Below are 23147 nucleotides of genomic sequence, written 5' to 3' on the forward strand. Positions count from 1 at the left end.
GCTGGCGAAAGATAAGTTCGGAGAATAAGAAAATGTTGCAGCCAAAGCGTACTAAGTACCGCAAGCAGTTCAAGGGCCGCATCAAGGGTGTTGCCAAGGGCGGTTTCGACCTGGCATTCGGCGAGTTCGGTCTCAAGTCTCTTGAGCCGAACCGCGTCAACGCCCGCGAGATTGAAGCTGCTCGTCGTGCGATCACCCGCTACATGAAGCGCGCAGGTCGTGTATGGATCCGGGTATTCCCCGACGTTCCGGTCACTGCCAAGCCGACCGAAGTGCGTATGGGTAAGGGTAAGGGTTCGGTTGAATACTGGGCCTGCAAGGTCAAGCCCGGCCGTATGATGTTCGAGATCGACGGTGTATCCGAGGAAATCGCGCGCGAAGCGCTTCGTCTCGGCTCTGCCAAGCTCTCGGTCAAGACGCGCTTCGTTCAGCGCATTGCAGAGTAAGGATCAGGTTCATGAAAGCCGCAGACGTCCGCGCCATGAGCGCCGATCAATTGAATGACGAGCTTGCCAAGCTGAAGAAGGAGCAGTTCAACCTGCGCTTCCAGAAGGCGACCGGCCAGCTTGAAAAGTCCTCCCGCGTCAACGAAGTCCGGAAGGACATCGCCCGCGTGAAAACCATTGCCCGCCAGAAGGCGGCAGAAGCCAAGGCCTAAAGGACCAGAATAATATGCCTAAACGCATTCTGCAGGGCGTCGTCGTCAGCGACAAGAACGACAAGACCATCGTGGTCCGCGTCGAGCGTCGTTTTGCCCATCCGCTGCTTCAGAAGACCGTTCGCCGGTCGAAGAAGTACAAGGCGCATGACGAGAACAATCAGTACAAGACCGGTGACGTCGTTTCCATCGAGGAATGCGCACCGATCTCCAAGGACAAGACCTGGACGGTTATCGCCGCCCAGGCTTAATTTGCGGAGTTTCTGCGCAGGGGCTTGCACCTTGCGCAGAATTCTGTATGAAGCAGGCCATTGGCGCAGGAACGCTCGGAATCGGGCGTTCTTTTGCTTTGAGCGCACGGAAGGTCCCGTATGGGAAACCACCCTGTATTTATCTTCCCGCGCACAGTCGAAATTTACCATAAGCCGGAATAGGGGGCTCGCGCCCAACCGTCTCGGTTACAACAAGAAGGCGACCTGACATGATTCAGATGCAGACTAACCTCGACGTCGCGGATAATTCCGGCGCACGTCGTGTCATGTGCATCAAGGTGCTGGGCGGCTCCAAGCGCAAGTACGCTTCGGTCGGCGATATTATCGTCGTCTCGATCAAGGAAGCCATCCCGCGCGGCCGCGTGAAAAAGGGTGACGTGATGAAGGCGGTTGTTGTTCGTACCGCCAAGGACATCCGTCGCGCTGACGGCAGCGTCATTCGATTCGATAACAACGCTGCTGTTCTTATCGACAACAAGAAAGAGCCGATCGGCACCCGTATCTTCGGACCGGTTCCGCGCGAACTTCGCGCCAAGAACCACATGAAGATCATCTCGCTGGCTCCAGAAGTACTGTAAGGAGCGGGAAGCGATGAATAAGATCCGCAAAGGCGACAGCGTTGTCGTACTCTCCGGCAAGGACAAGGGCCGCACTGGCGAAGTCCTGCAGGTTCTGCCGAAAGAAGATCGCGCATTTGTGCGTGGTATCAACATGGTGAAGCGCCACCAGCGTCAGTCTCAGACGCAGGAAGCTGGCATCATCAACAAGGAAGCCTCCATTCACCTGTCCAACATTGCCATCGTCGGCAAGGACGGCAAGCCGACCCGCGTTGGTTTCTCCGTCGTCGACGGCAAGAAGGTGCGTGTGGCCAAGCGTTCGGGGGATGTGATCGATGGCTGAGTCCAAGTACGAGCCGCGGCTCAAGGCTGAATACGTTTCCCGCATTCGCGCAGCGATGCAGGAGCAGTTCTCCTACGGCAACGAGATGATGATCCCCAAGCTGGACAAGATCGTCATCAACATGGGCGTTGGTGAAGCAACCGCCGATTCGAAGAAGCCATCAGTGGCAGCTGCGGACCTGGCAGCGATCGCCGGCCAGAAGCCGGTCATCACCAAGGCGCGCAACTCCATCGCAGGCTTCAAGGTTCGCGAATTCATGCCGATCGGCGCGAAGGTCACTCTTCGTGGCGCCCGCATGTACGAATTCCTGGACCGCCTGATCAATATCGCGCTTCCGCGCGTTCGCGACTTCCGGGGCTTGAACCCGAAGAGCTTTGACGGCCGTGGCAACTTCGCCATGGGCATCAAGGAGCACATTGTGTTCCCTGAGATCAACTACGATAAGGTTGATCAGATGTGGGGCATGGACATCATCGTTTGCACGACGGCGCCGACGGACGACGAAGCACGGGCTCTTTTGAAAGAGTTCAACTTCCCGTTCCGTACATAACCGTAACGACGAGCGTAGAAGAGGAACTTCCATATGGCGAAGACAAGCGCAGTTGAAAAGAACAAGCGCCGCCGCAAGTTGGTCGGTCAGCATGCCGCTAAGCGGGCCGTGCTGAAGGCGATCATCATGAACCAGTCGCTCTCGATTGAAGATCGGTTCAAGGCAACACTGAAGCTCGCGGATCTGCCGCGCGATGGCTCCAAGACCCGCGTTCGCAACCGTTGCGAAGTGACTGGCCGCCCGCGTGCGTTCTATCGCAAGCTTGGTATGTCGCGTATCGCACTTCGCGAACTGGGCAATTCCGGCAAGGTGCCGGGCATTGTCAAGTCGAGCTGGTAAGGAGACGGGCAAATGACGATGACTGATCCGTTGGGCGATATGCTCACCCGAATCCGCAATGGCGCCGCACGCCGCAAGAGCTCGGTGAACACACCGGCCTCGAACCTGCGCGCACGCGTTCTCGATGTCCTGCAGGCCGAAGGTTACATCCGCGGCTATTCCCAGGTCGATTACGGTAATGGCAAGTCCGAGCTGCAGATTGAACTGAAGTACTACGAAGGTGCTTCGGTCATCCGCGAAATCGGCCGTGTCTCCAAGCCGGGCCGCCGAGTTTATGTCTCGGTTAAGTCCATCCCGCAGGTCGCGAACGGCCTCGGCATTACGATCCTTTCGACTCCGAAGGGTGTAATGGCCGATCACCAGGCTCGCGAACAGAATGTTGGTGGCGAGGTTCTTTGCTCGGTCTTCTAAGGCTGAGCAAGGATCTCCCTAGCGAACAGACAGGATTTTAAAATGTCTCGTATCGGTAAAAAGCCCGTTCAGGTTCCTGCAGGGATCACGGCCTCGGTTGAAGGCCAGAAAGTAACTGCAAAGGGCCCCAAGGGCGAACTCTTCTTCGTCGCCAATGACGAAGTCTCCGTGACGCTCGAGGACAACGCTGTTGTCGTCCAGCCGATCAACCAGTCCAAGGATGCTCGTTCGAAGTGGGGCATGTCCCGCACGATGATCGAAAACATCTTCAAGGGCGTCAAGGACGGTTACGAGCGCAAGCTCGAGATCAACGGCGTTGGTTACCGCGCATCTCTGCAGGGCAAGAACCTGCAGCTGGCGCTCGGCTTCAGCCACGACGTTGTCTACGAACCGCCGGTCGGTATCTCGATCGCTGTTCCGAAGCCGACTGAAATCGTCATCTCCGGCATCAACAAGCAGCAGGTCGGCCAGGTCGCCGCTGAAATCCGCGAATATCGCGGACCCGAGCCTTACAAGGGCAAGGGTGTTAAGTATGCCGAAGAGCGGATTGTCCGCAAAGAAGGCAAGAAGAAGTAAGGAACGCGCGAAATGGCAAGCAGAAAAGAAGCACTTGTTCGTCGTGCCAACCGCGTACGGCGTCAGATCAAGGCGGTGGCCAATGGCCGTCCGCGTCTGTCGGTACATCGCTCGTCGAAGAACATCTACGCTCAGATCATCGACGATGTCGCTGGCAAGACCCTCGCGGCTGCCTCGACGCTCGACGGCGGCCTGAAGACCGGCCTGAAGACCGGCGCCGATGTTGCAGCAGCTGCCGCCGTTGGCAAGCTCGTTGCAGAACGCGCTGTCAAGGCTGGCGTCAAGGATGTCGTATTCGACCGCGGCGCCTTCATCTATCACGGCCGCATCAAGGCTTTGGCCGAGGCAGCCCGCGAAGGTGGTCTGAACTTCTAATGAAATCTCCGCCCGGGCTTGTGCTCGGGCGGATTTCCGGCTTTAAGCCGGTCACTCCCGGATTCGCACCCATGCCCGAACAGGGCAGGGTGGAATTTTAGTAATCTGCCGATTGCACCCGGAAAAGAAAAAGGAAAAGGACAATGGCACAAGAAAAGCGTGGTTCGCGCGATGATCGCCAGAACCGTGAAGAGCGCGATAGCGAGTTTGTTGACAAGCTGGTCGCAATCAACCGCGTCGCCAAGGTAGTGAAGGGCGGCCGTCGTTTCGGTTTTGCAGCCCTCGTCGTCGTTGGTGACCAGAAGGGTCGCGTTGGTTTCGGCCACGGCAAGGCACGCGAAGTGCCGGAAGCGATCCGCAAGGCAACGGAAGCCGCCAAGCGCGAACTGATCTTCGTTCCGCTGCGTGACGGCCGTACGCTGCATCACGACGTCAACGGCCGTCATGGCGCCGGCAAGGTTTTGCTGCGCTCTGCCAAGGCTGGTACCGGCATCATCGCAGGCGGCCCGATGCGCGCTGTCTTCGAAACGCTCGGCATGCATGACGTCGTCGCCAAGTCGACCGGCTCTTCGAACCCGTACAACATGGTTCGCGCCACATTCGACGCCCTGAAGCACCAGGTGCATCCGAAGGACATTGCAGCTCAGCGCGGCCTGAAATTCGCCACGCTCCAGGCTCGCCGTGCCGCTTCCGGCAATGCGTCTGAAGAATAAGAGGAGTCTGATCCATGGCCAAGGCTACGAAGAAGACTGAAGCAAAGACGGTTACGGTCGAACAGATCGGCAGCCCAATTCGCCGTCCGGCAGTCCAGCGCGCGACGCTGGTCGGTCTGGGCCTCAACAAGATGCACCGGGTTCGCACGCTGGAGGATACTCCTTCGGTTCGCGGTATGATCCGTGCTGTCCAGCATCTCGTTCGCGTCGTCGACGAGAAGTGAGACGGAGGATACCATCATGAAACTGAATGAAATCAAAGACAACGAAGGCGCAACCAAGGACCGTATCCGCGTAGGTCGCGGTATCGGCTCTGGCAAGGGCAAGACCGGTGGTCGCGGCGTCAAGGGTCAGAAGGCCCGTTCTGGCGTTGCCGTCAACGGCTTCGAAGGCGGTCAGATGCCTATCTACCGTCGCCTGCCGAAGCGTGGCTTCAACAACATCTTCGCATCTGAATATGTGACCGTATCGCTCGGCCGCGTTCAGCAGGCGATTGATGCCGGCAAGCTCGATGCGAAGGCAACGGTTGACGCAGCATCCCTCAAAGCAGCCGGTGTTATCCGTCGCCTGAAGGACGGCGTTCGTATCCTGTCTGGTGGCGAACTGACGACGAAGGTAACTTTCGAAGTTGCCGGCGCGTCCAAGGTCGCTGTCGAGAAGATCGAAAAGGCCGGCGGTTCTATCAAGCTGCTCGAAGCAGCTGCAAAAGCCGCTGAATAAGTGACGAAACAATCGCCCGGGGTGCTTCACACCGGGCGATTTTGCTCCCATATGTGAGCCTCACGATCCCAGGACGGAATGACGTTGTTTCGTCTTCCGGGAAGTACTGGAAGGCAAGAGTGTGAGGCATGCAGTTGCTCGGCAACTTCTCCCACGCGCCTGTTTTCTTAAAAGCAGTTTGAACGAACAGCCTGCGGTCGGTGCATGAGCATTGCCGATCATGGTTTGCGGAGAATTTTATGGCTTCTGCAGCGGAACAACTGGCCTCGAACCTCAACTTCTCGACTTTCGCCAAGGCGGAAGATCTGAAGAAGCGCCTCTGGTTCACTCTGGCCGCCTTGCTGGTCTATCGCCTTGGCACGCATATTCCGCTGCCTGGCCTCAATCCGGAGGCCTATGCCGCGGCCTTCCAGGGCCAGTCGGGTGGTATCCTCGGCCTCTTCAACATGTTTTCCGGTGGCGCCGTTGAGCGCATGGCGATCTTCGCCCTCGGGATCATGCCCTACATCTCGGCCTCGATCATCGTCCAGCTCATGACCTCGGTCGTGCCGGCGCTGGAAAACCTCAAGAAAGAGGGTGAACAGGGCCGCAAGATCATCAACCAGTACACCCGTTACGGTACGGTGCTGCTCGGCGCTCTGCAGGCCTACGGCATTGCCGTCGGCCTCGAGAGCGGGCAGGGGCTTGTTGCCGATGCGGGCTGGTTCTTCCGCGTTTCGACGGTCCTGACGCTGCTCGGCGGCACGATGTTCCTGATGTGGCTCGGTGAACAGATCACCTCGCGCGGTATCGGCAACGGCATTTCGCTGATCATTTTCGCCGGCATTGCCGCCGGTCTGCCGACGGCTCTCGCCCACACGCTCGATCTTGGCCGCACCGGCGCCCTGTCGACCGCGCTGATCCTGACCGTCATCGTTGTCGCGATCGCGGCGATCGCCCTGATCGTCTTCGTCGAGCGCGCCCAGCGTCGCCTTCTGATCCAGTATCCGAAGCGCCAGGTCGGCAACCGCATGTTCCAGGGCGATACCTCGCACCTGCCGCTCAAGCTGAACACTGCAGGCGTCATCCCGGCGATCTTCGCATCCTCGCTGCTGCTCCTGCCGGCAACGGCTGCTGGCTTTGCCGGCAATGCCCAGCTTCCGGGTTGGGCAACGACCATCGTTGCTGCCCTGACCCATGGTCATCCGATCTACATGATGATGTATGCCGGCCTGATCGCCTTCTTCGCCTTCTTCTACACGGCCATCGTCTTCAATCCGAAGGACACGGCCGACAACCTGAAGAAGCATGGCGGCTTCATTCCGGGCATTCGCCCTGGCGACCGTACGGCTGAGTACATCGACTACGTTCTGACCCGGATCACCGTGGTCGGTGCGCTTTACCTCGTCGTGGTTTGTATTCTTCCCGAAATCCTCGTCGCGCAGACCGGCGTGCCATTAGCCCTTGGTGGTACATCGCTTTTGATTGTTGTCAGCGTCACCCTTGATACTGTAGCACAGATTCAGGGACATCTGATCGCGCAGCAATATGAAGGCCTGATCAAGAAGTCGAAGTTGCGTGGAGGAAAGAGGGGACGATGAGACTGATTCTATTAGGACCGCCGGGCGCAGGTAAGGGGACCCAAGCCCAGCGGATCGTGGAGAAGCATGGCATTCCGCAGCTCTCCACGGGCGATATGCTGCGGGCGGCGGTGTCCGCAGGCACGGAAGTCGGAAAGCGCGCCAAGGCCGTCATGGATGCCGGCAAGCTGGTCTCCGACGATATCGTGATCGCGATCGTCTCTGAGCGCATCGACGCCCCGGATTGTTCGAAGGGTTTCATCCTCGATGGCTTTCCCCGCACTCTGGTGCAGGCCGATGCCACCGAATCGATGCTGAGCGCCAAGGGCCTCGACCTGTCGGCGGTCATCGAGATCAAGGTGGATGACGTCGTTCTGGCCGATCGCGTTGCCGGTCGTTATACCTGTGCCAATTGTGGCGCCGGTTACCACGACACCAATCTGAAGCCGAAGGTTGAGGGGGTCTGCGACAAGTGCGGCTCCACCCACTTCAAGCGTCGTCCGGACGATAACGCCGAAACCGTGCGCACGCGCATGTCGGCCTATTACAAGGAAACGGCACCGCTGCTTGGTTACTATTATGCCAAGGGCAAGCTGCATTCGGTGGACGGCATGGCTGAGATCGATACCGTGACTGCGGAAATCGACGCCATTCTCGCGGGCCTGTAAGGCCTGAGAGATTAAGAATCTTCGCGGGGCCGGTTGCTTTTGTCGACCGATTCCGCTAAAGACCGCGCCAACTCGCGACATTGAAGCGATCGGCGCGTTCTTCCAGAAGACGGAAGACCGGGTTCGATCGTTTTGACTGTTGAGAACCGGATTTGTAATTGCGGCTCCGTGGGGGCCGTGTAACGAGACACCACTTGCCGGATGGCAACTGGAACGCAAGGAGAATAGGCGTGGCACGTATCGCTGGCGTCAACATCCCGACCGCGAAGCGCGTAGTTATTGCGCTGACGTATATTCACGGGATCGGCACGAAATTCGCACAGGAGATCGTCGAGAAGGTCGGTATTCCGGCTGAACGTCGCGTTCACCAGCTCACGGATGCTGAAGTTTTGGCAATCCGCGAAACCATCGACCGCGATTACCAGGTCGAAGGTGACCTGCGTCGCGAAAACTCGATGAACATCAAGCGTCTGATGGACCTGGGCTGCTACCGCGGTCTGCGTCATCGCCGCGGCCTTCCGGTCCGCGGTCAGCGTACGCACACCAACGCCCGCACCCGCAAGGGTCCGGCGAAGGCGATCGCTGGTAAGAAGAAGTAATTTTCGAGCCGATCGGTTTGAAGGCCTTGGGCGATAGATCTCTATTGCCGAAGGCCTTTGGCCTATTGGCTCGATTGGTGGAGCCGCTGGAATTACGGCGGTGCTAAGATCAACGAAAGGAATACCATGGCCAAGGAAGTCGCACGCATTCGCCGTCGCGAACGCAAGAATATCTCGTCGGGTGTCGCACACGTCAACTCGACCTTCAACAACACCATGATCACCATCACCGACGCGCAGGGCAATGCAATTGCCTGGTCGTCTGCTGGTGCGAAGGGCTTCAAGGGTTCGCGCAAGTCGACCCCGTTTGCTGCTCAGATCGCTGCTGAAGACTGCGCCAAGAAGGCTCAGGAACACGGCATGAAGTCTCTCGAAGTGGAAGTTTGCGGCCCGGGTTCCGGTCGTGAATCCGCTCTGCGCGCCCTCCAGGCTGCCGGCTTCATGATCACGTCCATCCGCGACGTGACGCCGATCCCGCACAATGGTTGCCGTCCGCGCAAGAAGCGTCGCGTCTGATCATTATTCGTTTGCCGGGAACGCGTTTCATCCGCGTTCCCGGTGCTTCTCATGCTCGGTCGTCACGATTGGATGGTGACGACGAACGGAAGGTAAAATCATGATCCAGAAGAATTGGCAGGAACTGATCAAGCCGAACAAGGTGGAGTTCACCTCGTCTGGCCGCACCAAGGCAACGCTGGTTGCAGAACCGCTCGAGCGTGGCTTCGGCCTGACGCTCGGCAACGCTCTGCGTCGCGTTCTCTTGTCGTCGCTGCGCGGTGCTGCTGTTACGGCTGTTCAGATCGACGGCGTTCTGCATGAGTTCTCTTCGATCCCGGGCGTCCGCGAAGACGTGACCGATATCGTTTTGAACATCAAGGAAATCGCCATCAAGATGGACGGCGACGATGCCAAGCGCATGGTCGTTCGCAAGCAGGGTCCGGGCGTCGTTACCGCCGGTGACATTCAGACTGTTGGCGACATCGAGATCCTGAACCCGAACCACGTGATCTGCACGCTCGACGAGGGCGCCGAGATCCGTATGGAGTTCACGGTCAACAACGGCAAGGGTTATGTCCCGGCTGATCGTAACCGCGCAGAAGATGCACCGATCGGCCTTATCCCGGTCGACAGCCTCTACTCGCCGGTCAAGAAAGTGTCCTACAAGGTGGAAAACACCCGTGAAGGCCAGGTTCTCGACTACGACAAGCTGTCCATGACCATCGAGACCGACGGTTCGGTTACCGGTGAAGACGCAGTCGCCTTCGCCGCCCGTATCCTTCAGGACCAGCTCGGCGTCTTCGTCAACTTCGACGAACCGCAGAAGGAAGTCGAAGAGGAATCGGTTACCGAACTGGCATTCAACCCGGCTCTTCTCAAGAAGGTCGATGAACTCGAACTGTCTGTCCGCTCGGCAAACTGCCTGAAGAACGACAACATCGTGTACATCGGCGATCTGATCCAGAAGACCGAGGCTGAAATGCTGCGCACGCCGAACTTTGGCCGCAAGTCGCTGAACGAAATCAAGGAAGTTCTCGCTTCCATGGGCCTGCACCTCGGTATGGAAGTACCGGCCTGGCCGCCAGAGAACATCGAAGATCTCGCAAAGCGTTACGAAGACCAATATTAATAACAGTGAAGGCAGCCTCTAAATCTGCCTTTCCCCGTCAAACTGCAGGCGCATGCCTGTATGTGTCAGGAAACGGCAGCCTCTGAGACAGAGCCTGCACTTAAAGGAGAATAGCAATGCGCCACCAGAAAGCCGGCCGCAAGCTGAACCGTACCGCCAGCCACCGTAAGGCGATGTTCGCCAACATGGCTGCTTCGCTCATCCTGCATGAGCAGATCGTCACCACTCTGCCGAAGGCGAAGGAAATTCGCCCGATCGTAGAAAAGCTCGTGACCCTCGGCAAGAAGGGCGACCTGCACGCTCGCCGCCAGGCAATCTCGCAGATCCGTGACGTGGCCGTTGTTGCCAAGCTGTTCGACGCGATCGCAACCCGCTACGCTACCCGCAACGGCGGCTACCTGCGCATCATGAAGGCCGGCTACCGTCTCGGCGACAACGCCGCCATGGCCGTTGTCGAGTTCGTTGAGCGCGACGTCGATGCCAAGGGCGCAGCCGACAAGGCCCGCGTCGCCGCCGAAGCTGCTGCTGAAGCCGCATAATATTTATCTCCCGCAAGGGATGGATGACAAAAGAGCCGGGTGAGCGATCACCCGGCTCTTTTGCGTTGGACCGTCAAATTCTCGCCCTGTTCCGTCTCACACAAAAAGTTGAACGAAACGATCCTGAAATCAGCGACTGCAGGCTGGCTCGCTTGACCTGCGTCAAGCAGTTTCACCGCGCTGACACTAGCCTCCGATCCATCGCAATATCGATGAATACGAGGCATCACATGTTTTACGCAGCCATTTTCAGCAACGATAAAGATCGTCTCATCATTCCACCGCTCAGCGGCTTTTACGACCGGCTCGCCCAGCCCATGGCCTGGAGCCTCTTCCGTCTGGCTGTCGGCGGGATGCTGCTCGTCGAGGGGTGGCCAAAGATCATGGCGCCGATGGCCCAGGTCGGATTTGTCGAGAATCTCGGTTTCTATCCCGGCTGGCTCTGGTCGCCGATGCTCGCCGTCCTGCAGGTCTTTGGTGGCCTGTTGATCGCGCTTGGCCTTTTCACGCGGCCGGCCGCACTCGCCAATGGCGTTATGCTGGCGATTACCCTCTGGTATCACTTCAGCAACCCCTATCCGGATGCTTTCTTGACCCAGGCCGGTATCGATGCGCTGAAGGCAGGAGGCGAGTTGTTCACGCCGGAAGCGCTGGCGAGGCTTGGCGACGGCGGTACCAAGTTCCTGCATCAGGTTCAGGGAAAGGCAGAGCTCGCTTCGCTCTTCTGGACCGGCGGTGCCTTCCTGTTTGCTGCTTTCGGCGGCGGCTGCGTATCGCTTGATCGACTGCTGTTCAAGAAGCAGTTCTAGATAGGTTCACGATGCAAAAGCCCGGGTGAGCGATCATCCGGGCTTTTGCTTGGCTGAGCTTCACTGCGGAATATGGATCTTTTCGCGAATGTGTTTGAGCGACGCAACGATGGTGAAGGTCATGATCACCAGAAGCGTCCAGGAGCTCCATTTCCCCAGATGCACGGTCGACCAGGCGCCGAGCTGGTTGGGATAGTGCCAGATGGCAAAGAAGGTGCTGATGTTCTCGGCAATCCAGATGAAGAAGCCGATCAGGATGAAGGCGAGTAGCATCGGCATCTGCCGGTCGCGGTCGTAGGGACGGAAGATTACCGTGGTGCGGGCGTAGAGGCCGACGGCGAGTGCCGCCACATACCAGCGATAGTCGCCGATATAGTGATGCGTGAAGAAATTGACATAGATGGCGAGCGCAACCGCCGTCGCCATCCAGTAGGGCGGATGGTGGCGGATCCTGAGATCGAAGAGACGCCATGCCTGGATGATATAGCTGCCGACGGCCGCGTACATGAAGCCGGAAAACAGGGGTACGCCGAGAAGTTTGGTATAGGCGAAATCCGGGTAGGACCATGACTGTATGCTACCCGAGGTCTTGAACACCTCGAGCGCGAAACCGACCAGATGGAAGAGGCAGATCGCCTTCAATTCGTCCAGGGTCTCCAGCCTGGTCCAGACCATGGCCGTCTGAATGATGATGGCGATCACCAGCAGCATGTCGTAGCGTGGTAGGCCGAAAAGGCCTTCGCGCGGAACCACGAAGATCGAGATGAAGAACAGGCCTGCAAATAGGCAGGCCCGCGCCTCCTTGATACCGAAGAACAGGAATTCGACAAGGAAACGCCGGATGCCGGTCAGGGCGGGTGAGGCCGCATTGTCCATCAGTCGTCGGTCGAGAGCTTCGAGAAAGCCGGCCTGTCCGTCGAAAGCTGTCGTCATGATTGCGCCGCCTGATTCCGGTTGCCTTCTGGTCCGGCTTAACTACAGAGACGGCATGGACAAAATCAAGGCAAGCACAACCATACGCTGGCGCCGATTGGCGATCTCGGCTTTCGTCATCGTCTGTGGCCTGGTGCTGCGGCTTGCCGGCTACGAGATCGGCCTGCCGTTCCTGCTGGTCAAATACGGCGGTTCGCTGCTCTGGGGCATGATGGTCTTCTGGCTCCTCGCGGTGCTGTTCGTCGGTCAGCCGCTCGGTCGGGTTGCCATGATTGCCTCTGTGATTGCCGCAGCCACTGAATTCAGCCGCCTCTATCATGCGCCATGGCTCGACGAATTCCGCCTGACATTGGCGGGTGCGCTGCTGCTTGGCCGGATTTTTTCGGTCTGGAATATCCTGGCCTATCTGATCGGCATTGCCGCCGCCGCGCTGATCGAACGGCAACTGCTGACACTTAGGCAACGCGCTGAGTGATGCTTGCGCGCCGATGCGCGGTGCCGGGGGGGGGCTTGCAGGGTCCGTTACCGGCTGCCCTCAACTGCCTCAGCCATCCGCTTCGCCCGCCTGCGCTCCATCAGCTTCGGCCGCACCAACCTATAACCCAACAAGATCGTCACCACCGCAATATAAAACGCCGGCTCGCCGGTGATTGCCTTCAGCGATAGCGCATAGTGCAGCACTGCCACGAACAGGATCGCATAGGCAAGCTTATGCAGCTGGTTCCAGCGTGGCCCGAGCCGCTTGATCGACCATTTGTTCGAGGTCGCTGCCAGCGGGATCAGCATGATCAGTCCGGCCATGCCCAGCATGATATACGGCCGCTTGAGGATGTCGCCGGCGATCGACGAGAGGATCAGGCCGCGGTCCAGCGTCAGGTAGACGGTGAAATGCGCCAGCACATAGTAGAAGGCGAGAAGTCCGAGCGCGCGCCTGTAGCTAATAAGGTTATAGCCTAACAGGTCGCGGATCGGCGTGACCGCCAGTCCGAGACAGAGGAACCTGAGCGCCCAGAGCCCAAGCAGGTGCTCGAAGCTGCGCACCGGGTCGGCGCCAAGGCCGCCGAAAATGCCGAGATAGAAGGCGTAGAGACCGGGCATCAGCCCGAGCGCATAGAGCGCCCAGAGCGAAGCCGGCTTGTAACGGGCCGGAAGTGCAAGGCTTGCCATGGTCAGTAGAACTTCGTTAGGTCCATGCCGGCATAGAGGCTGGCGACCTCGTCGGCATAGCCGTTGAAGGGCAGGGTATCGACGCGCGCGCCGCCGAACAGGCCATCGGCCTCGCCGATCCGCCGCTCGGTCGCCTGGCTCCAGCGCGGATGGTCGACCGCCGGATTGACGTTGGCATAAAACCCGTATTCCGAAGCCTGCAACTGGTTCCAGGTCGACGGTGGCTCTTGCTCGGTCAGAGTGATCTTGACGATCGACTTGATCCCCTTGAAGCCGTATTTCCACGGCACCACCAGCCGGATCGGCGCGCCGTTCTGGTTCGGCAGGGTTTCGCCATAGAGGCCGGTCGCCATGAGCGTCAGCGGATGCCGGGCCTCGTCAAGACGAAGCCCCTCGACATAGGGCCAGTTGAGCGCCTGGAAAATGCCGGCCTGGCCCTGCATTTCCTCCGGCCGGACCAGCGTTTCGAAGGCGACATATTTCGCCGAGCCGAGCGGCTCGACCTTGTCGAGAAGGGCAGACAGCGGAAAACCGGCCCATGGGATCACCATCGACCAGGCCTCGACGCAGCGCATCCGGTAGACCCGCTCTTCCATCGTGTAGTCGCGCATGATCGTTTCGATGTCGATCACCTGCGGCTTGGCCACCAGCCCGCCGACCTCGATCGTCCAGGGACGGGTGTTCAGCGAGCCGGCATTTCTCGACGGATCTTCCTTGCCGGTCCCGAATTCGTAGAAATTGTTGTAGGTCGTCACATCGGTCTTCGACGTCAGCTTTGCGTCGACCTTGTAGGCGCTGGGCGCAACCTTCAGCGCCTCGGCAAAGGCGCCGGGCGCGGCAGCCGCTGCAATCCCGCCGGCCGCCAGTCCCATCAGGCTGCGGCGGTTGAGATAGAGCCCCTTGGGGGTGATGTCGCTCGAGGCGATCTTCGGCGGACGGTAGCGCGACATGGTAACCTCTTTTCGCTCCTGATCGGCATATCCGATGACAGATGACATAGGAGACGCAGAATAGGAAAACAGAGTTTCACCCTTTGGAAAAGCACACGGCCAAAAACAATTTTGTGTACGGAATTGTTTGCCTCGACTGTAAGAAAACGCTCGCGCGCATATCGTCGGTATCCATCTGTCTTTGGACGCCTCGTGCCTGCCGGTTACTGCCCTGTTGCCGCACATGCCGCCTTCGCTACAGGGTGTCGCTGGATGTGATCGACACGCCAGGCGCGGAGCGGCGGTGCGCGGCAATGTCTGCGGTTGCATTCCCCGGCACAATCGATCCTCAAACCTCGCGCCCATGCATTTGCCGTTTGTCGGCCCGGGGCGATGGGCGTAAAATCCCGCCGTCCGCCCGGTCGGTCTGCCAATCGGTTTGCCAATCTGTTCGACGGACTTGCTAGGGAGGCAAAGATGACACGCAAATTTATCGATTGCCGTGAATTTCCAAGCGAAATGAAATGCACCATCGCCATATCCGCGGACGACACGGATGAGCTGATCAATGCGGCGGTCGCCCATGCGGTATCGGTTCACGGCGAACACGACAGTCCGGCTTTCCGGGCCGAACTCAGAAAGGCCGTCCACGAGATGGACGCGCGCCGCAAGGTCGCCTGACTGGAAGCGAAATGCCAGGCGCAAAGAGACTGGCGCAAAGAGACAGGCGTTTAGGGACAGGCAGCAAAGAGGATCCGTTCGGCAGGGCGGGTAGGCTGGTGGCCACATTTTCCGCCAGGGAAGACCGTGCCATGCGGCTGCAGAACCATCGGCTGGTCGCAGGGCAGCCGCCCGAGCGGCAGCAGCCGTTGGCGAAATCGCAGGCGCAGCCGGGGCTGGTTCCTTGTGGCCCGCGCCGGTTCGGCTGGTGCAGGCGCCGTCGAGCTGTTATCCTCGACCGTACCGAATTGCCGGTAGCCGATAGTGACAGTCCGTGCCCGATCCGTTACCTACGGTGTCAAAAGCGGGCGTGTTGCGGCCTTTTTCCCGGACGCGTTCAACGACATGCCCGCGCGAAAGAAGAAATCCGAGGTAACACCGATGCCAGTCTATCGTTCGAGAACCACGACCCACGGCCGCAACATGGCGGGCGCGCGCGGCCTTTGGCGCGCCACCGGTATGAAGGACAGCGATTTCGGCAAGCCGATCATCGCCGTCGTCAATTCCTTCACCCAGTTCGTTCCGGGCCATGTACACCTGAAGGATCTCGGCCAACTCGTTGCCCGTGAAATCGAAGCGGCCGGCGGCGTTGCCAAGGAATTCAACACCATCGCCGTCGATGACGGCATCGCCATGGGCCATGACGGCATGCTCTATTCGCTGCCGTCGCGCGAGATCATCGCCGACTCGGTGGAATACATGGTCAATGCCCACTGTGCCGACGCCATGGTCTGCATCTCCAACTGCGACAAGATCACCCCCGGCATGCTGAACGCCGCCATGCGCCTCAACATCCCGGCCGTCTTCGTCTCCGGCGGTCCGATGGAAGCCGGCAAGGTCGTCATGCATGGCAAGACCGTCGCGCTTGATCTGGTCGATGCGATGGTGGCAGCCGCCGACGACAAGATCTCCGACGAGGATGTCGCGGTCATCGAACGGTCGGCCTGTCCGACCTGCGGTTCCTGCTCCGGCATGTTTACCGCAAACTCGATGAATTGCCTGACCGAGGCGCTCGGCCTGTCGCTGCCCGGCAACGGCTCGACGCTCGCCACCCATTCCGACCGCCGCCGCCTGTTCGTCGAGGCCGGCCACCTGATCGTCGATCTCGCCCGCCGCTATTACGAGCAGGATGACACGAGCGTCCTGCCGCGCAACATCGCGACGAAGGAAGCCTTCGAGAACGCCATGGCGCTCGATATCGCCATGGGCGGCTCGACCAATACCGTCCTGCACATCCTCGCGGCGGCTTACGAAGGCGGCGTCGATTTCACCATGGACGACATCGACAAGCTGTCGCGTCGCGTTCCATGCCTGTCCAAGGTGGCACCCGCCAAGCAGGACGTGCACATGGAAGACGTACACCGCGCCGGCGGCATCATGCGCATCCTCGGCGAACTCGAGCGCGGCGGCCTGCTCAACACCGACTGCAAGACGGTACATGAGCCGACGCTCGGCGATGCCATCAACCGCTGGGACATCACCCGCACCAATTCCGAGACCGTGCGCACCTTCTTCAAGGCAGCCCCCGGCGGCGTGCCGACCCAGGTCGCCTTCTCCCAGTCCTCGCGCTGGGACGAACTCGACACCGACAGCGAAAAGGGCGTCATCCGCTCGGTCGAAAAGCCATTCTCCAAGGATGGCGGCCTGGCGGTGCTCTACGGCAACATCGCGCTCGATGGCTGCATCGTGAAGACGGCGGGCGTTGATGAATCGATCCTGAAGTTTGCCGGCCCGGCCCGCGTTTTCGAAAGCCAGGATGCTTCGGTCAAGGCGATCCTTGCCAACGAGGTCAAGGCCGGCGACGTCGTCGTCATCCGCTACGAGGGCCCGAAGGGCGGCCCGGGCATGCAGGAAATGCTCTACCCGACCAGCTATCTGAAGTCGAAGGGCCTCGGCAAGGCCTGCGCCCTGATCACTGACGGCCGTTTCTCCGGCGGCACGTCCGGTCTCTCCATCGGCCATGCCTCGCCGGAAGCGGCACAAGGTGGTGCCATCGGCCTGGTGCGCGAAGGCGACCGGATCGAGATCGACATCCCGAACCGCACGATCAATCTCGCTGTCGATCCGGCCGAACTCGAGCGTCGTCGTCTCGAGCAGGATGCCAAGGGCTGGAAGCCGGAAGCGCCACGCAAGCGCAATGTCACCACGGCGCTGAAGGCCTATGCCGCCTTTGCCGCCTCCGCCGACAAGGGCGCCGTGCGCATCCTGCCGGAATAAGGCGTCGCAGATCACGCGGGTGGCGGTTTGCCGCCTCCCGCCACGTATCTCTCACCTTTTTATCTCCCGCCTTCGCCAGCCCGCGTGCACTTCGCTCGTCCCCGAAAGATCGCGCTGGCTGAAGCCGCTGAATGCCCAGTCCAGTCCCTCGATCAGCCGGACCCGCCATGACCGTTCCCTTCAGTCTCGTCGGCATCGACCACGTCGTCTTTATCGTCAACGACATGGAGAGCGCGCTCAGCTTCTATCATGACGTGCTCGGCTGCCGGCCCGGCTATTCCTATCCGGCCCTTGGCATGGAGCAGGTCTGGTGCGGCAATGCGCTGATCGTTCTGTGGGACATCACCCATCCCGGAGGTCAAAAGGCCGCGCCACCAGTCGCCGGCGGTCGCAATGTCGATCACGTCTGCATCGCCACCGGCCCCTTCGACCACGATGAGTTGCGCGCCCATCTCGCCCGCCACGGCGTTGCCATCGACCGCGAGGCCATGCATGGCGGCGCCCGCGGCATGGGCCATTCCTTCTACGTCAAGGACCCCTTCGGCAACACGATCGAGATCAAGGGCCCAGCCGAATATCCCGACGGCCGAGGCTGACGACTACCCTCAATCCCGCCAGGACATATCTTCCCGGTCGAGGCAGGACTTCAGATAGTCGAAATGCCGTCCGGCCATGCCGCGATAGGGGATCCAGCCATCCGACGTCGCCTGGGCGATCTCGTCGGACAGGATAGCCAGCGGTTTTCCGGTCGATAACGCCAGGATCATCGTCTGCGCTGCCTTCTCGAAGAAATAGAGATCCTCGAACGCATCCGCCACGGTTTCGCCGGCAATCGTCACGCCGTGATTGCCCATGACCAGCACAGACTTGCCCTTGATCATCCGGGCCAGCCTTTCGCCTTCCTCTTGCGCATCGGCAATGCCGCCGAATGCGAGGTCGTAGCCGATCCGGCCGAAGAACCGCGCGGTATTATTGTCGAGCGGCAGCAGGGTAGGGTCCTTGAGGCAGGACAGCGCCACAGCATGCGGCGAATGGCAATGCAGGATGACGCGCGCCTCCGGCAGCATTCGGTGCAGCGTGCCATGCACGGTCCATGCCGAAGGGTCCGGGGCGTTCGCGCCCGTCATCACATCCGGATCATCGGCATCGAGCAACAAGAGGTCGCTGGCCTTGATCGTTGCGAAATGCTGCCAGCGCGGATTGAGCAGGAACTGTTTCCCGCTTGCAGAAACAGCCGCGCTGAAATGGTTGCCGACAGACTCGCTCCAGCCGAAGCGATGGCAGATGCGGAAGGCTGCGGCGAGATCCTGCCTGAGTGCCATCAGCGCCGTGGCCTCCATCATGTCTGGAATGGATGGCGTGATGTTCATGCCTTGAACCTCCCTTCGCTGACCAGCGCCCGATAGGTCGAGCGCATTTCTTCGCGGTCGGCGTAGCAGCCGCGCAGATAGCGGTCGCCGCTGGTCGCCGAATAGGCCATCCGCCCATGCACGATGCGGTGGTTGTCGAACACCATGCAGTCTCCGGCCTTCATCAGGAAGCGCATCATGAAACGGTCGTCCTGCAGCATCTTCCCGAACCGGCAGAAGGCTGGGTAATAGCTATCGAGCACGGCCTGCGGCAGGTCGAAGATATCGGCCATGTGCTGGCTGATGGTGAGGCCCGAGACTTCCCCATGCCTGTCGAGCTCGATCACCCGCTGGCGCGAACGCATGTCGTAGTCGTCATGCTCGCAGTAGAACGGAATGTCGATCTCCGACAGCAGTCGGAAACCCTCCGGATCGATCTCCCGGAACGCATTGGCTACAGCCACGCCATCGGAATAGATGCTCATGCCGCCCTCGACCGAATTGGCCCGGCAGTGAAGAAACTGGATGCCCGGGGCATGTTCTTCCGCCGGCGTGTCGGTATGCAGCTCCAGTGCCTTGGCCGTATAGGCCGTATTGGTCGGGTTGATATGGGTGCGCACATTGAAGAACTCGCCGAAAAAGGTTGGCCGCACATGGCCCATCAGCTTCACTGTTTCGGTCAGTCCCTCGTCGCTGTCCGGCATGTCTGTGACAATCGTCAGGCCATCGACGATCATCGCCCTGATCCAGTCCGCAACCTTTGCCGGATCGGCCTTCAGCTCCGCCTGCGAGAAGCGGGCGATGCTCGGATAGTGATCGCTGAACCAGGCCTTGCGCGGCAGGTCGGCCGGATCGGCACGATGCCGGCCGTCGGCATAGAGCGCCAGCATCGCCGTTGGGTAGCGCGACACATGATCCTCGCTCGCCCATCGGATCACCAGAGTGTCACCTTCGATGTTGGCACTTTCGGCGCGTGGCGGCTGGTCGAGATGGAAGATGTCGAAACTGCGCTCGCGCGTCGTGCTGTCGAAGGACGAGGGGCAATTGTCGCGCAGCCAGTAATAGTTGAAGTAACCCGTTCTGCCCTCGGCCAGCGGCACATGAAGCCCATTTTCGGCAAGCGTGACGGCTTCGGTCGCAACATGCATGTTCATCGTGGTTTCCTTAATCTGGCTCGACGGAAGTGTGGTCGGATTTGACAATCATCATCCGTCTTTTCATCAGAAACCAGAGGGATTATGCTTATTGTAAATTAAGCTGGAGATTAACTTGATCCGCCTGCCTCCCTTGCGTCTTCTGACCACGTTCGAGACCGTGTCGCGCCTCGGCTCGATGCGTGAGGCGGCGATCCGCCTGAATGTCACCCAGCCGGCCGTGACCCAGGCTTTGAAGGCGCTGGAGGAGCATGTCGGTGCTGCACTGATCGATCGCACGACGCGGCCGGCACGCCTGACCGATGCCGGTCAGCAGCTCGCCCGGGCCACCCGTGATGGGCTGGATCTGATTGCGGACACGATCGAGGAGATCCGCATCAGTGCCGGCCTCGAGGAACAGCGCCTGACTGTCGCCTGCACAATCGGCATGGCGACCTACTGGCTGATGCCGCGGCTCACCGATTTCTACGCCCGCTATCCGGATGTCATGGTCAATGTCCAGGTCCCGCCCACCGACCTGCCGGCAATTTCGCCCGGCACCGACCTTGTCTTGCGCTACGGAGCGGGACAGTGGAGCGATGGCGCGACAACCAAGCTGTTCGACGAGACGGTCTGCCCGGTCGGGCGCCCGGCTCTGGTCGAGCGGCTGCTGGCCGCAGGCGAGGGGCTGGAACAGGCGCCGCTCATTCATGTCCGGTCGGCCGAGACGCGCCACTGGGCCGGCTGGAGCGACTATCTCGCTCTGCGCGGCCTCGGCAAGCCCGCCAGTCCCGGCCAGATCTTCGACAACTACGTCCAAGCCGTTCAGGCGACCCTCGATACACGCGGCCTGATGCTCGGCTGGCACTCGATCACCGACGGCCTCGTCGCCGACGGCTCGCTGGTTCATTGGCCGGAAGGGTCGTTGGATCTTGGCACCGGCTACTATGCGACGGTGGCGCCCGCAGGGTCGAAAAGGGCCGTGGTGCAGGCATTTGTCGAATGGTTGGGCGGCCGTGCGATTGATCTGGTAGCCCAACGTTAAATCACGACTACGAGGTTGGAGAAGAGATGCATCCCATTGCGCAATGCTGGCAGGGCGTATCGTGGTTGCAAGGCTTGCAAGCGCGCACGGGTTTGTCCTGATTGCGCGCTGTGCTATCCTTGCTTACAGGACACTCAGGATGCTCTCATGTCAGAACTTCACAGGATCAGCGTCGACCCGGAAATTTGCTCAGGCCGCCCGACGATTCGTGGGCTGCGGGTTCGCGTGAAGGATATCCTCGAGCTTCTGGCCGCAGGGGCGAGTCATGAGGAAATCCTCGAAGATTATCCATACCTGGAGCCGTTGGACATTGTAGCCGTGCTGGAGTTTGCCGCGCGCCAGGCTGATCACACAATACTTCGTGTCGCTTGATGCGGTTTCTCGATGATGCGCAACTGCCTCCCGCGCTCGCGCGCTGGCTCGTTGCATGTGGCCATGAGGCGCAACATCTTGTCGACCTTGGTATGCAAGGTGCATCGGACAAGATGATATGGGATGTGGCTCTACAGACCAACGCGATCATCATTTCCAAAGACGAGGACTTTGCGCTTCGCAAGACATTTGACCGATCCGGTCCACCTATTGTCTGGGTGCGGCTACCCAATTCAAGGCGTCGCGAATTGCTGCAATGGTTTGAGATCATGCTGCCGCAGATGATCAGCGCCCTTGAGCGGGGAGATCATCTTTTCGAGCTCGCGTAACCGGATCGGCTGACCTGTTTCATTCCGCAAGCACCGAATTCGCAAATAAATACGACAGGTGATTAGGTTGTTGGGTAACTAGTGAACGGTATTTCACTTCGGCCTTTCGATCCCCTCGTACACGCTTGTCAGTTGTGCCATGCGCGCCGCATAAGCCGCGGTCAGGCAATCGACGTCAGCCTTGCATTCGCCGCGCTTGCTCAGCCAGGCGATCTGCTGGTCCTGCAATTCGCCCCGGCTGCCCATTGCCAGAAGGCCGGACAGAAGCTCGAATGTCGTGACCATTTTCACGTCCATGTCGTTCAGCGAAAGGGTCTGGCAGATGGTCGCCTCGTCGGCAGCCAGATCCGGTTTGCCGCAATCGAAGCTCGCAGCCCTGGCTGGCAGTGCGCCTGCCAGCAACGGCGCGGCAAGAAGCGCGAAGACGACGGCGCGTGCGGCTGCATTGGGATCGGACATGGTCACCTCGCTTGTTTTAACGATGGCTGATGAACGTCGTCCGGCAAGAGATCGTTCCATGCATCTTGCGCATGACAGGTTCTCACGATCAGGTGAGATCCTTGCCGCCGGCCTTTGTTCGGCGGGTGCGTTTCCTAAATGGTAGCTCATGAACAGAAGATCACTCATTGCCCTCATCACAGCCCTTCCGGTAGTGGCCGCGACCCGCAGCTTTGCCCAGTCGCCAGGGCCTGCTGAATTGTCGAAGCAGCGCATTGCCGGCTTACTGGAGGCGGCGCGCCGGCTCGACGGCCTGGAAACCGCGATCGTCACCCGCAATGGTGACGTGCTCGCCGAGCGCGCTTTTGGCGACAATGCGCTGGCCGGCTCGACCAATATCAAGTCGGCGTCGAAATCGATCGTCTCGGCGCTTGTCGGCATCGCGATCGACAAGGGGTTGCTCGACGGCGTCGATCAGCCGATCGAGACGGTGCTGCGCGCCGAATTTCCGGCCAATCCCGATCCGAGACTGTCGAAGATCACGATCGGTCATCTGCTCTCGATGCGTGCCGGGCTCGACCGCATGTCCGGTCCCAACTACGGCCGCTGGGTTGCCAGCAGAAACTGGGTCCGGGCGGCATTGGCTGCCGATTTCATCGACGAGCCGGGCGGCGGCATGCTCTATTCCACTGCATCCAGCCACTTGCTCTCTGTCATTCTCACCAAGGTTTCCGGCAAACCGACTTTGGCCCTTGCGCGGGACTGGCTCGGTCCGCTTGATGGCTTCCGCATCGGGGCGTGGGACCGCGATCCACAAGGCTACTATCTCGGCGGCAACCAGATGGCCATGACGCCGCGCTCGCTGCATGCCTTCGGTGAACTTTATCGCCGCGGCGGCGTCACCTCCGACGGAACCCGGCTGATTTCCGAGGCATGGATCCGCGAAAGCTGGGTCCAGCGCACCAATTCGGTCTTCAATGGCGATGGCTACGGTTACGCGTGGTTCCTGAAGGACATGGCCGGCGAGCGGGTAAACTACGCTTGGGGCTATGGCGGGCAGATGCTCTATATCGTGCCAAGCCTCGACCTCACCGTCACCATCACGTCGAACGAGGCAGCCCCGTCTGCCCGCACCGGCTATCGCGACGAGTTGCACGCTCTGGTAACGCGGATGATCGAAGCGGTAAAGGCTTGAGCATC

34 protein-coding genes are annotated in these 23147 nt (G+C 60.0%); 28 read left to right on the plus strand and 6 right to left on the minus strand.

The features are described from left to right. The first annotated feature begins 32 nt into the window (after positions 1-32). From rplP to IM739_RS10920, 20 genes are all read left to right on the plus strand, one after another. A complete protein-coding gene (rplP, locus tag IM739_RS10825) occupies positions 33-446 on the plus strand; it encodes a 50S ribosomal protein L16 (RefSeq protein ID WP_009109534.1) in 414 nt (137 codons plus the stop codon). A gap of 11 nt (positions 447-457) precedes the next feature. Then, positions 458-658, plus strand: a complete 201-nt coding sequence (rpmC, locus tag IM739_RS10830; RefSeq protein ID WP_009109531.1) for a 50S ribosomal protein L29 — start codon at positions 458-460, stop codon at positions 656-658. A gap of 14 nt (positions 659-672) precedes the next feature. Further along, complete coding sequence (gene rpsQ / locus IM739_RS10835; RefSeq protein ID WP_009109530.1) at positions 673-909, plus strand: 30S ribosomal protein S17; 237 nt, start codon at positions 673-675, stop codon at positions 907-909. 230 nt (positions 910-1139) lie between these two features. Further along, positions 1140-1508: a 50S ribosomal protein L14 gene (rplN, locus tag IM739_RS10840; protein ID WP_003495199.1), complete on the plus strand. Its 369-nt coding sequence runs from the start codon at positions 1140-1142 to the stop codon at positions 1506-1508. A gap of 13 nt (positions 1509-1521) precedes the next feature. Further along, positions 1522-1830 (plus strand): 50S ribosomal protein L24, encoded by a 309-nt coding sequence (gene rplX / locus IM739_RS10845; protein ID WP_237367791.1) that lies wholly within the window; start codon positions 1522-1524, stop codon positions 1828-1830. Next, positions 1823-2380: a 50S ribosomal protein L5 gene (gene rplE / locus IM739_RS10850; protein ID WP_237367792.1), complete on the plus strand. Its 558-nt coding sequence runs from the start codon at positions 1823-1825 to the stop codon at positions 2378-2380. The genes rplX and rplE overlap by 8 nt, the downstream gene beginning before the upstream one ends. Before the next feature lie 33 nt (positions 2381-2413). Beyond that, positions 2414-2719 (plus strand): 30S ribosomal protein S14, encoded by a 306-nt coding sequence (rpsN, locus tag IM739_RS10855; RefSeq protein WP_237367793.1) that lies wholly within the window; start codon positions 2414-2416, stop codon positions 2717-2719. Between the two features lie 12 nt (positions 2720-2731). Continuing rightward, the gene (gene rpsH, locus IM739_RS10860; protein ID WP_007598367.1) at positions 2732-3130 is read left to right on the plus strand and encodes a 30S ribosomal protein S8; all 399 of its coding nucleotides are present in this window, start codon (positions 2732-2734) and stop codon (positions 3128-3130) included. Between the two features lie 42 nt (positions 3131-3172). Further along, on the plus strand, positions 3173-3706 hold the full coding sequence (gene rplF, locus IM739_RS10865; protein ID WP_237367794.1) for a 50S ribosomal protein L6: 534 nt from the start codon (positions 3173-3175) through the stop codon (positions 3704-3706). A gap of 12 nt (positions 3707-3718) precedes the next feature. Next, positions 3719-4081, plus strand: a complete 363-nt coding sequence (gene rplR, locus IM739_RS10870) for a 50S ribosomal protein L18 (RefSeq protein ID WP_007598363.1) — start codon at positions 3719-3721, stop codon at positions 4079-4081. Between the two features lie 143 nt (positions 4082-4224). Next, the gene (gene rpsE, locus IM739_RS10875) at positions 4225-4794 is read left to right on the plus strand and encodes a 30S ribosomal protein S5 (RefSeq protein WP_154720134.1); all 570 of its coding nucleotides are present in this window, start codon (positions 4225-4227) and stop codon (positions 4792-4794) included. Positions 4795-4808: 14 nt separating this feature from the next. Further along, entirely contained in the window at positions 4809-5018 is a 210-nt protein-coding gene (gene rpmD / locus IM739_RS10880; RefSeq protein ID WP_007598359.1) for a 50S ribosomal protein L30, read from the plus strand. A gap of 16 nt (positions 5019-5034) precedes the next feature. Next, on the plus strand, positions 5035-5514 hold the full coding sequence (gene rplO, locus IM739_RS10885) for a 50S ribosomal protein L15 (protein ID WP_237367795.1): 480 nt from the start codon (positions 5035-5037) through the stop codon (positions 5512-5514). A gap of 239 nt (positions 5515-5753) precedes the next feature. Beyond that, a complete protein-coding gene (gene secY / locus IM739_RS10890; RefSeq protein WP_237367796.1) occupies positions 5754-7094 on the plus strand; it encodes a preprotein translocase subunit SecY in 1341 nt (446 codons plus the stop codon). Continuing rightward, complete coding sequence (locus IM739_RS10895) at positions 7091-7741, plus strand: adenylate kinase (RefSeq protein WP_237367797.1); 651 nt, start codon at positions 7091-7093, stop codon at positions 7739-7741. Before secY ends, IM739_RS10895 begins: the two co-directional genes overlap by 4 nt. Positions 7742-7971: 230 nt before the next feature. Continuing rightward, a complete protein-coding gene (gene rpsM / locus IM739_RS10900) occupies positions 7972-8340 on the plus strand; it encodes a 30S ribosomal protein S13 (RefSeq protein ID WP_007598340.1) in 369 nt (122 codons plus the stop codon). A 126-nt stretch (positions 8341-8466) separates the two neighbouring features. After that, positions 8467-8856, plus strand: a complete 390-nt coding sequence (gene rpsK, locus IM739_RS10905) for a 30S ribosomal protein S11 (RefSeq protein WP_237367798.1) — start codon at positions 8467-8469, stop codon at positions 8854-8856. A 100-nt stretch (positions 8857-8956) separates the two neighbouring features. Next, a complete protein-coding gene (locus IM739_RS10910; protein ID WP_007598337.1) occupies positions 8957-9967 on the plus strand; it encodes a DNA-directed RNA polymerase subunit alpha in 1011 nt (336 codons plus the stop codon). A 116-nt stretch (positions 9968-10083) separates the two neighbouring features. After that, complete coding sequence (gene rplQ, locus IM739_RS10915; protein ID WP_237367799.1) at positions 10084-10506, plus strand: 50S ribosomal protein L17; 423 nt, start codon at positions 10084-10086, stop codon at positions 10504-10506. Positions 10507-10736: 230 nt separating this feature from the next. After that, positions 10737-11315, plus strand: coding sequence for a DoxX family protein (locus IM739_RS10920; protein ID WP_237367800.1), 579 nt, complete (start codon positions 10737-10739; stop codon positions 11313-11315). Between the two features lie 60 nt (positions 11316-11375). On the opposite strand, the gene IM739_RS10925 is transcribed toward IM739_RS10920, so the two are convergent. After that, on the minus strand, positions 11376-12248 hold the full coding sequence (locus tag IM739_RS10925; RefSeq protein ID WP_442981039.1) for a DUF817 domain-containing protein: 873 nt from the start codon (positions 12246-12248) through the stop codon (positions 11376-11378). Between the two features lie 55 nt (positions 12249-12303). Between IM739_RS10925 and IM739_RS10930 the strand changes: the two genes are divergently transcribed. After that, positions 12304-12723, plus strand: a complete 420-nt coding sequence (locus IM739_RS10930) for a ribosomal maturation YjgA family protein (protein WP_237367801.1) — start codon at positions 12304-12306, stop codon at positions 12721-12723. A 47-nt stretch (positions 12724-12770) separates the two neighbouring features. Here the strand turns inward: IM739_RS10930 and msrQ are convergent, their stop codons facing one another. Next, positions 12771-13415 (minus strand): protein-methionine-sulfoxide reductase heme-binding subunit MsrQ, encoded by a 645-nt coding sequence (msrQ, locus tag IM739_RS10935; RefSeq protein WP_237367802.1) that lies wholly within the window; start codon positions 13413-13415, stop codon positions 12771-12773. A gap of 2 nt (positions 13416-13417) precedes the next feature. Continuing rightward, complete coding sequence (msrP, locus tag IM739_RS10940) at positions 13418-14365, minus strand: protein-methionine-sulfoxide reductase catalytic subunit MsrP (RefSeq protein ID WP_237367803.1); 948 nt, start codon at positions 14363-14365, stop codon at positions 13418-13420. Between the two features lie 456 nt (positions 14366-14821). Between msrP and IM739_RS10945 the strand changes: the two genes are divergently transcribed. The 3 genes from IM739_RS10945 (at position 14822) to IM739_RS10955 (ending at position 17877) form a co-directional block, all read left to right on the plus strand. Beyond that, positions 14822-15025, plus strand: a complete 204-nt coding sequence (locus IM739_RS10945; protein ID WP_237367804.1) for a DUF1059 domain-containing protein — start codon at positions 14822-14824, stop codon at positions 15023-15025. A 420-nt stretch (positions 15026-15445) separates the two neighbouring features. Then, positions 15446-17281: a dihydroxy-acid dehydratase gene (ilvD, locus tag IM739_RS10950; protein ID WP_237367805.1), complete on the plus strand. Its 1836-nt coding sequence runs from the start codon at positions 15446-15448 to the stop codon at positions 17279-17281. Positions 17282-17448: 167 nt separating this feature from the next. After that, positions 17449-17877 (plus strand): VOC family protein, encoded by a 429-nt coding sequence (locus IM739_RS10955; RefSeq protein WP_237367806.1) that lies wholly within the window; start codon positions 17449-17451, stop codon positions 17875-17877. Positions 17878-17886: 9 nt separating this feature from the next. Here IM739_RS10955 and IM739_RS10960 read toward each other — a convergent pair whose 3' ends face one another. Both IM739_RS10960 and IM739_RS10965 read right to left on the minus strand, forming a co-directional pair. After that, positions 17887-18651: a class II aldolase/adducin family protein gene (locus tag IM739_RS10960; protein WP_237367807.1), complete on the minus strand. Its 765-nt coding sequence runs from the start codon at positions 18649-18651 to the stop codon at positions 17887-17889. Continuing rightward, a complete protein-coding gene (locus IM739_RS10965) occupies positions 18648-19784 on the minus strand; it encodes a TauD/TfdA family dioxygenase (protein ID WP_237367808.1) in 1137 nt (378 codons plus the stop codon). Before IM739_RS10965 ends, IM739_RS10960 begins: the two co-directional genes overlap by 4 nt. Before the next feature lie 115 nt (positions 19785-19899). Between IM739_RS10965 and IM739_RS10970 the strand changes: the two genes are divergently transcribed. From IM739_RS10970 to IM739_RS10980, 3 genes are all read left to right on the plus strand, one after another. Continuing rightward, positions 19900-20808 (plus strand): LysR substrate-binding domain-containing protein, encoded by a 909-nt coding sequence (locus IM739_RS10970; protein WP_237367809.1) that lies wholly within the window; start codon positions 19900-19902, stop codon positions 20806-20808. Positions 20809-20955: 147 nt separating this feature from the next. Continuing rightward, entirely contained in the window at positions 20956-21180 is a 225-nt protein-coding gene (locus IM739_RS10975; RefSeq protein ID WP_237367810.1) for a DUF433 domain-containing protein, read from the plus strand. After that, the gene (locus IM739_RS10980) at positions 21180-21509 is read left to right on the plus strand and encodes a DUF5615 family PIN-like protein (protein ID WP_237367811.1); all 330 of its coding nucleotides are present in this window, start codon (positions 21180-21182) and stop codon (positions 21507-21509) included. The genes IM739_RS10975 and IM739_RS10980 overlap by 1 nt, the downstream gene beginning before the upstream one ends. A gap of 93 nt (positions 21510-21602) precedes the next feature. Here the strand turns inward: IM739_RS10980 and IM739_RS10985 are convergent, their stop codons facing one another. Continuing rightward, on the minus strand, positions 21603-21968 hold the full coding sequence (locus tag IM739_RS10985) for a lysozyme inhibitor LprI family protein (protein ID WP_237367812.1): 366 nt from the start codon (positions 21966-21968) through the stop codon (positions 21603-21605). Between the two features lie 148 nt (positions 21969-22116). Between IM739_RS10985 and IM739_RS10990 the strand changes: the two genes are divergently transcribed. Further along, positions 22117-23142, plus strand: a complete 1026-nt coding sequence (locus IM739_RS10990; protein WP_237367813.1) for a serine hydrolase domain-containing protein — start codon at positions 22117-22119, stop codon at positions 23140-23142. The last annotated feature ends 5 nt before the right edge of the window (positions 23143-23147 follow it).

The organism is Rhizobium sp. SL42 (assembly GCF_021729845.1).
GTDB lineage: Bacteria > Pseudomonadota > Alphaproteobacteria > Rhizobiales > Rhizobiaceae > Allorhizobium.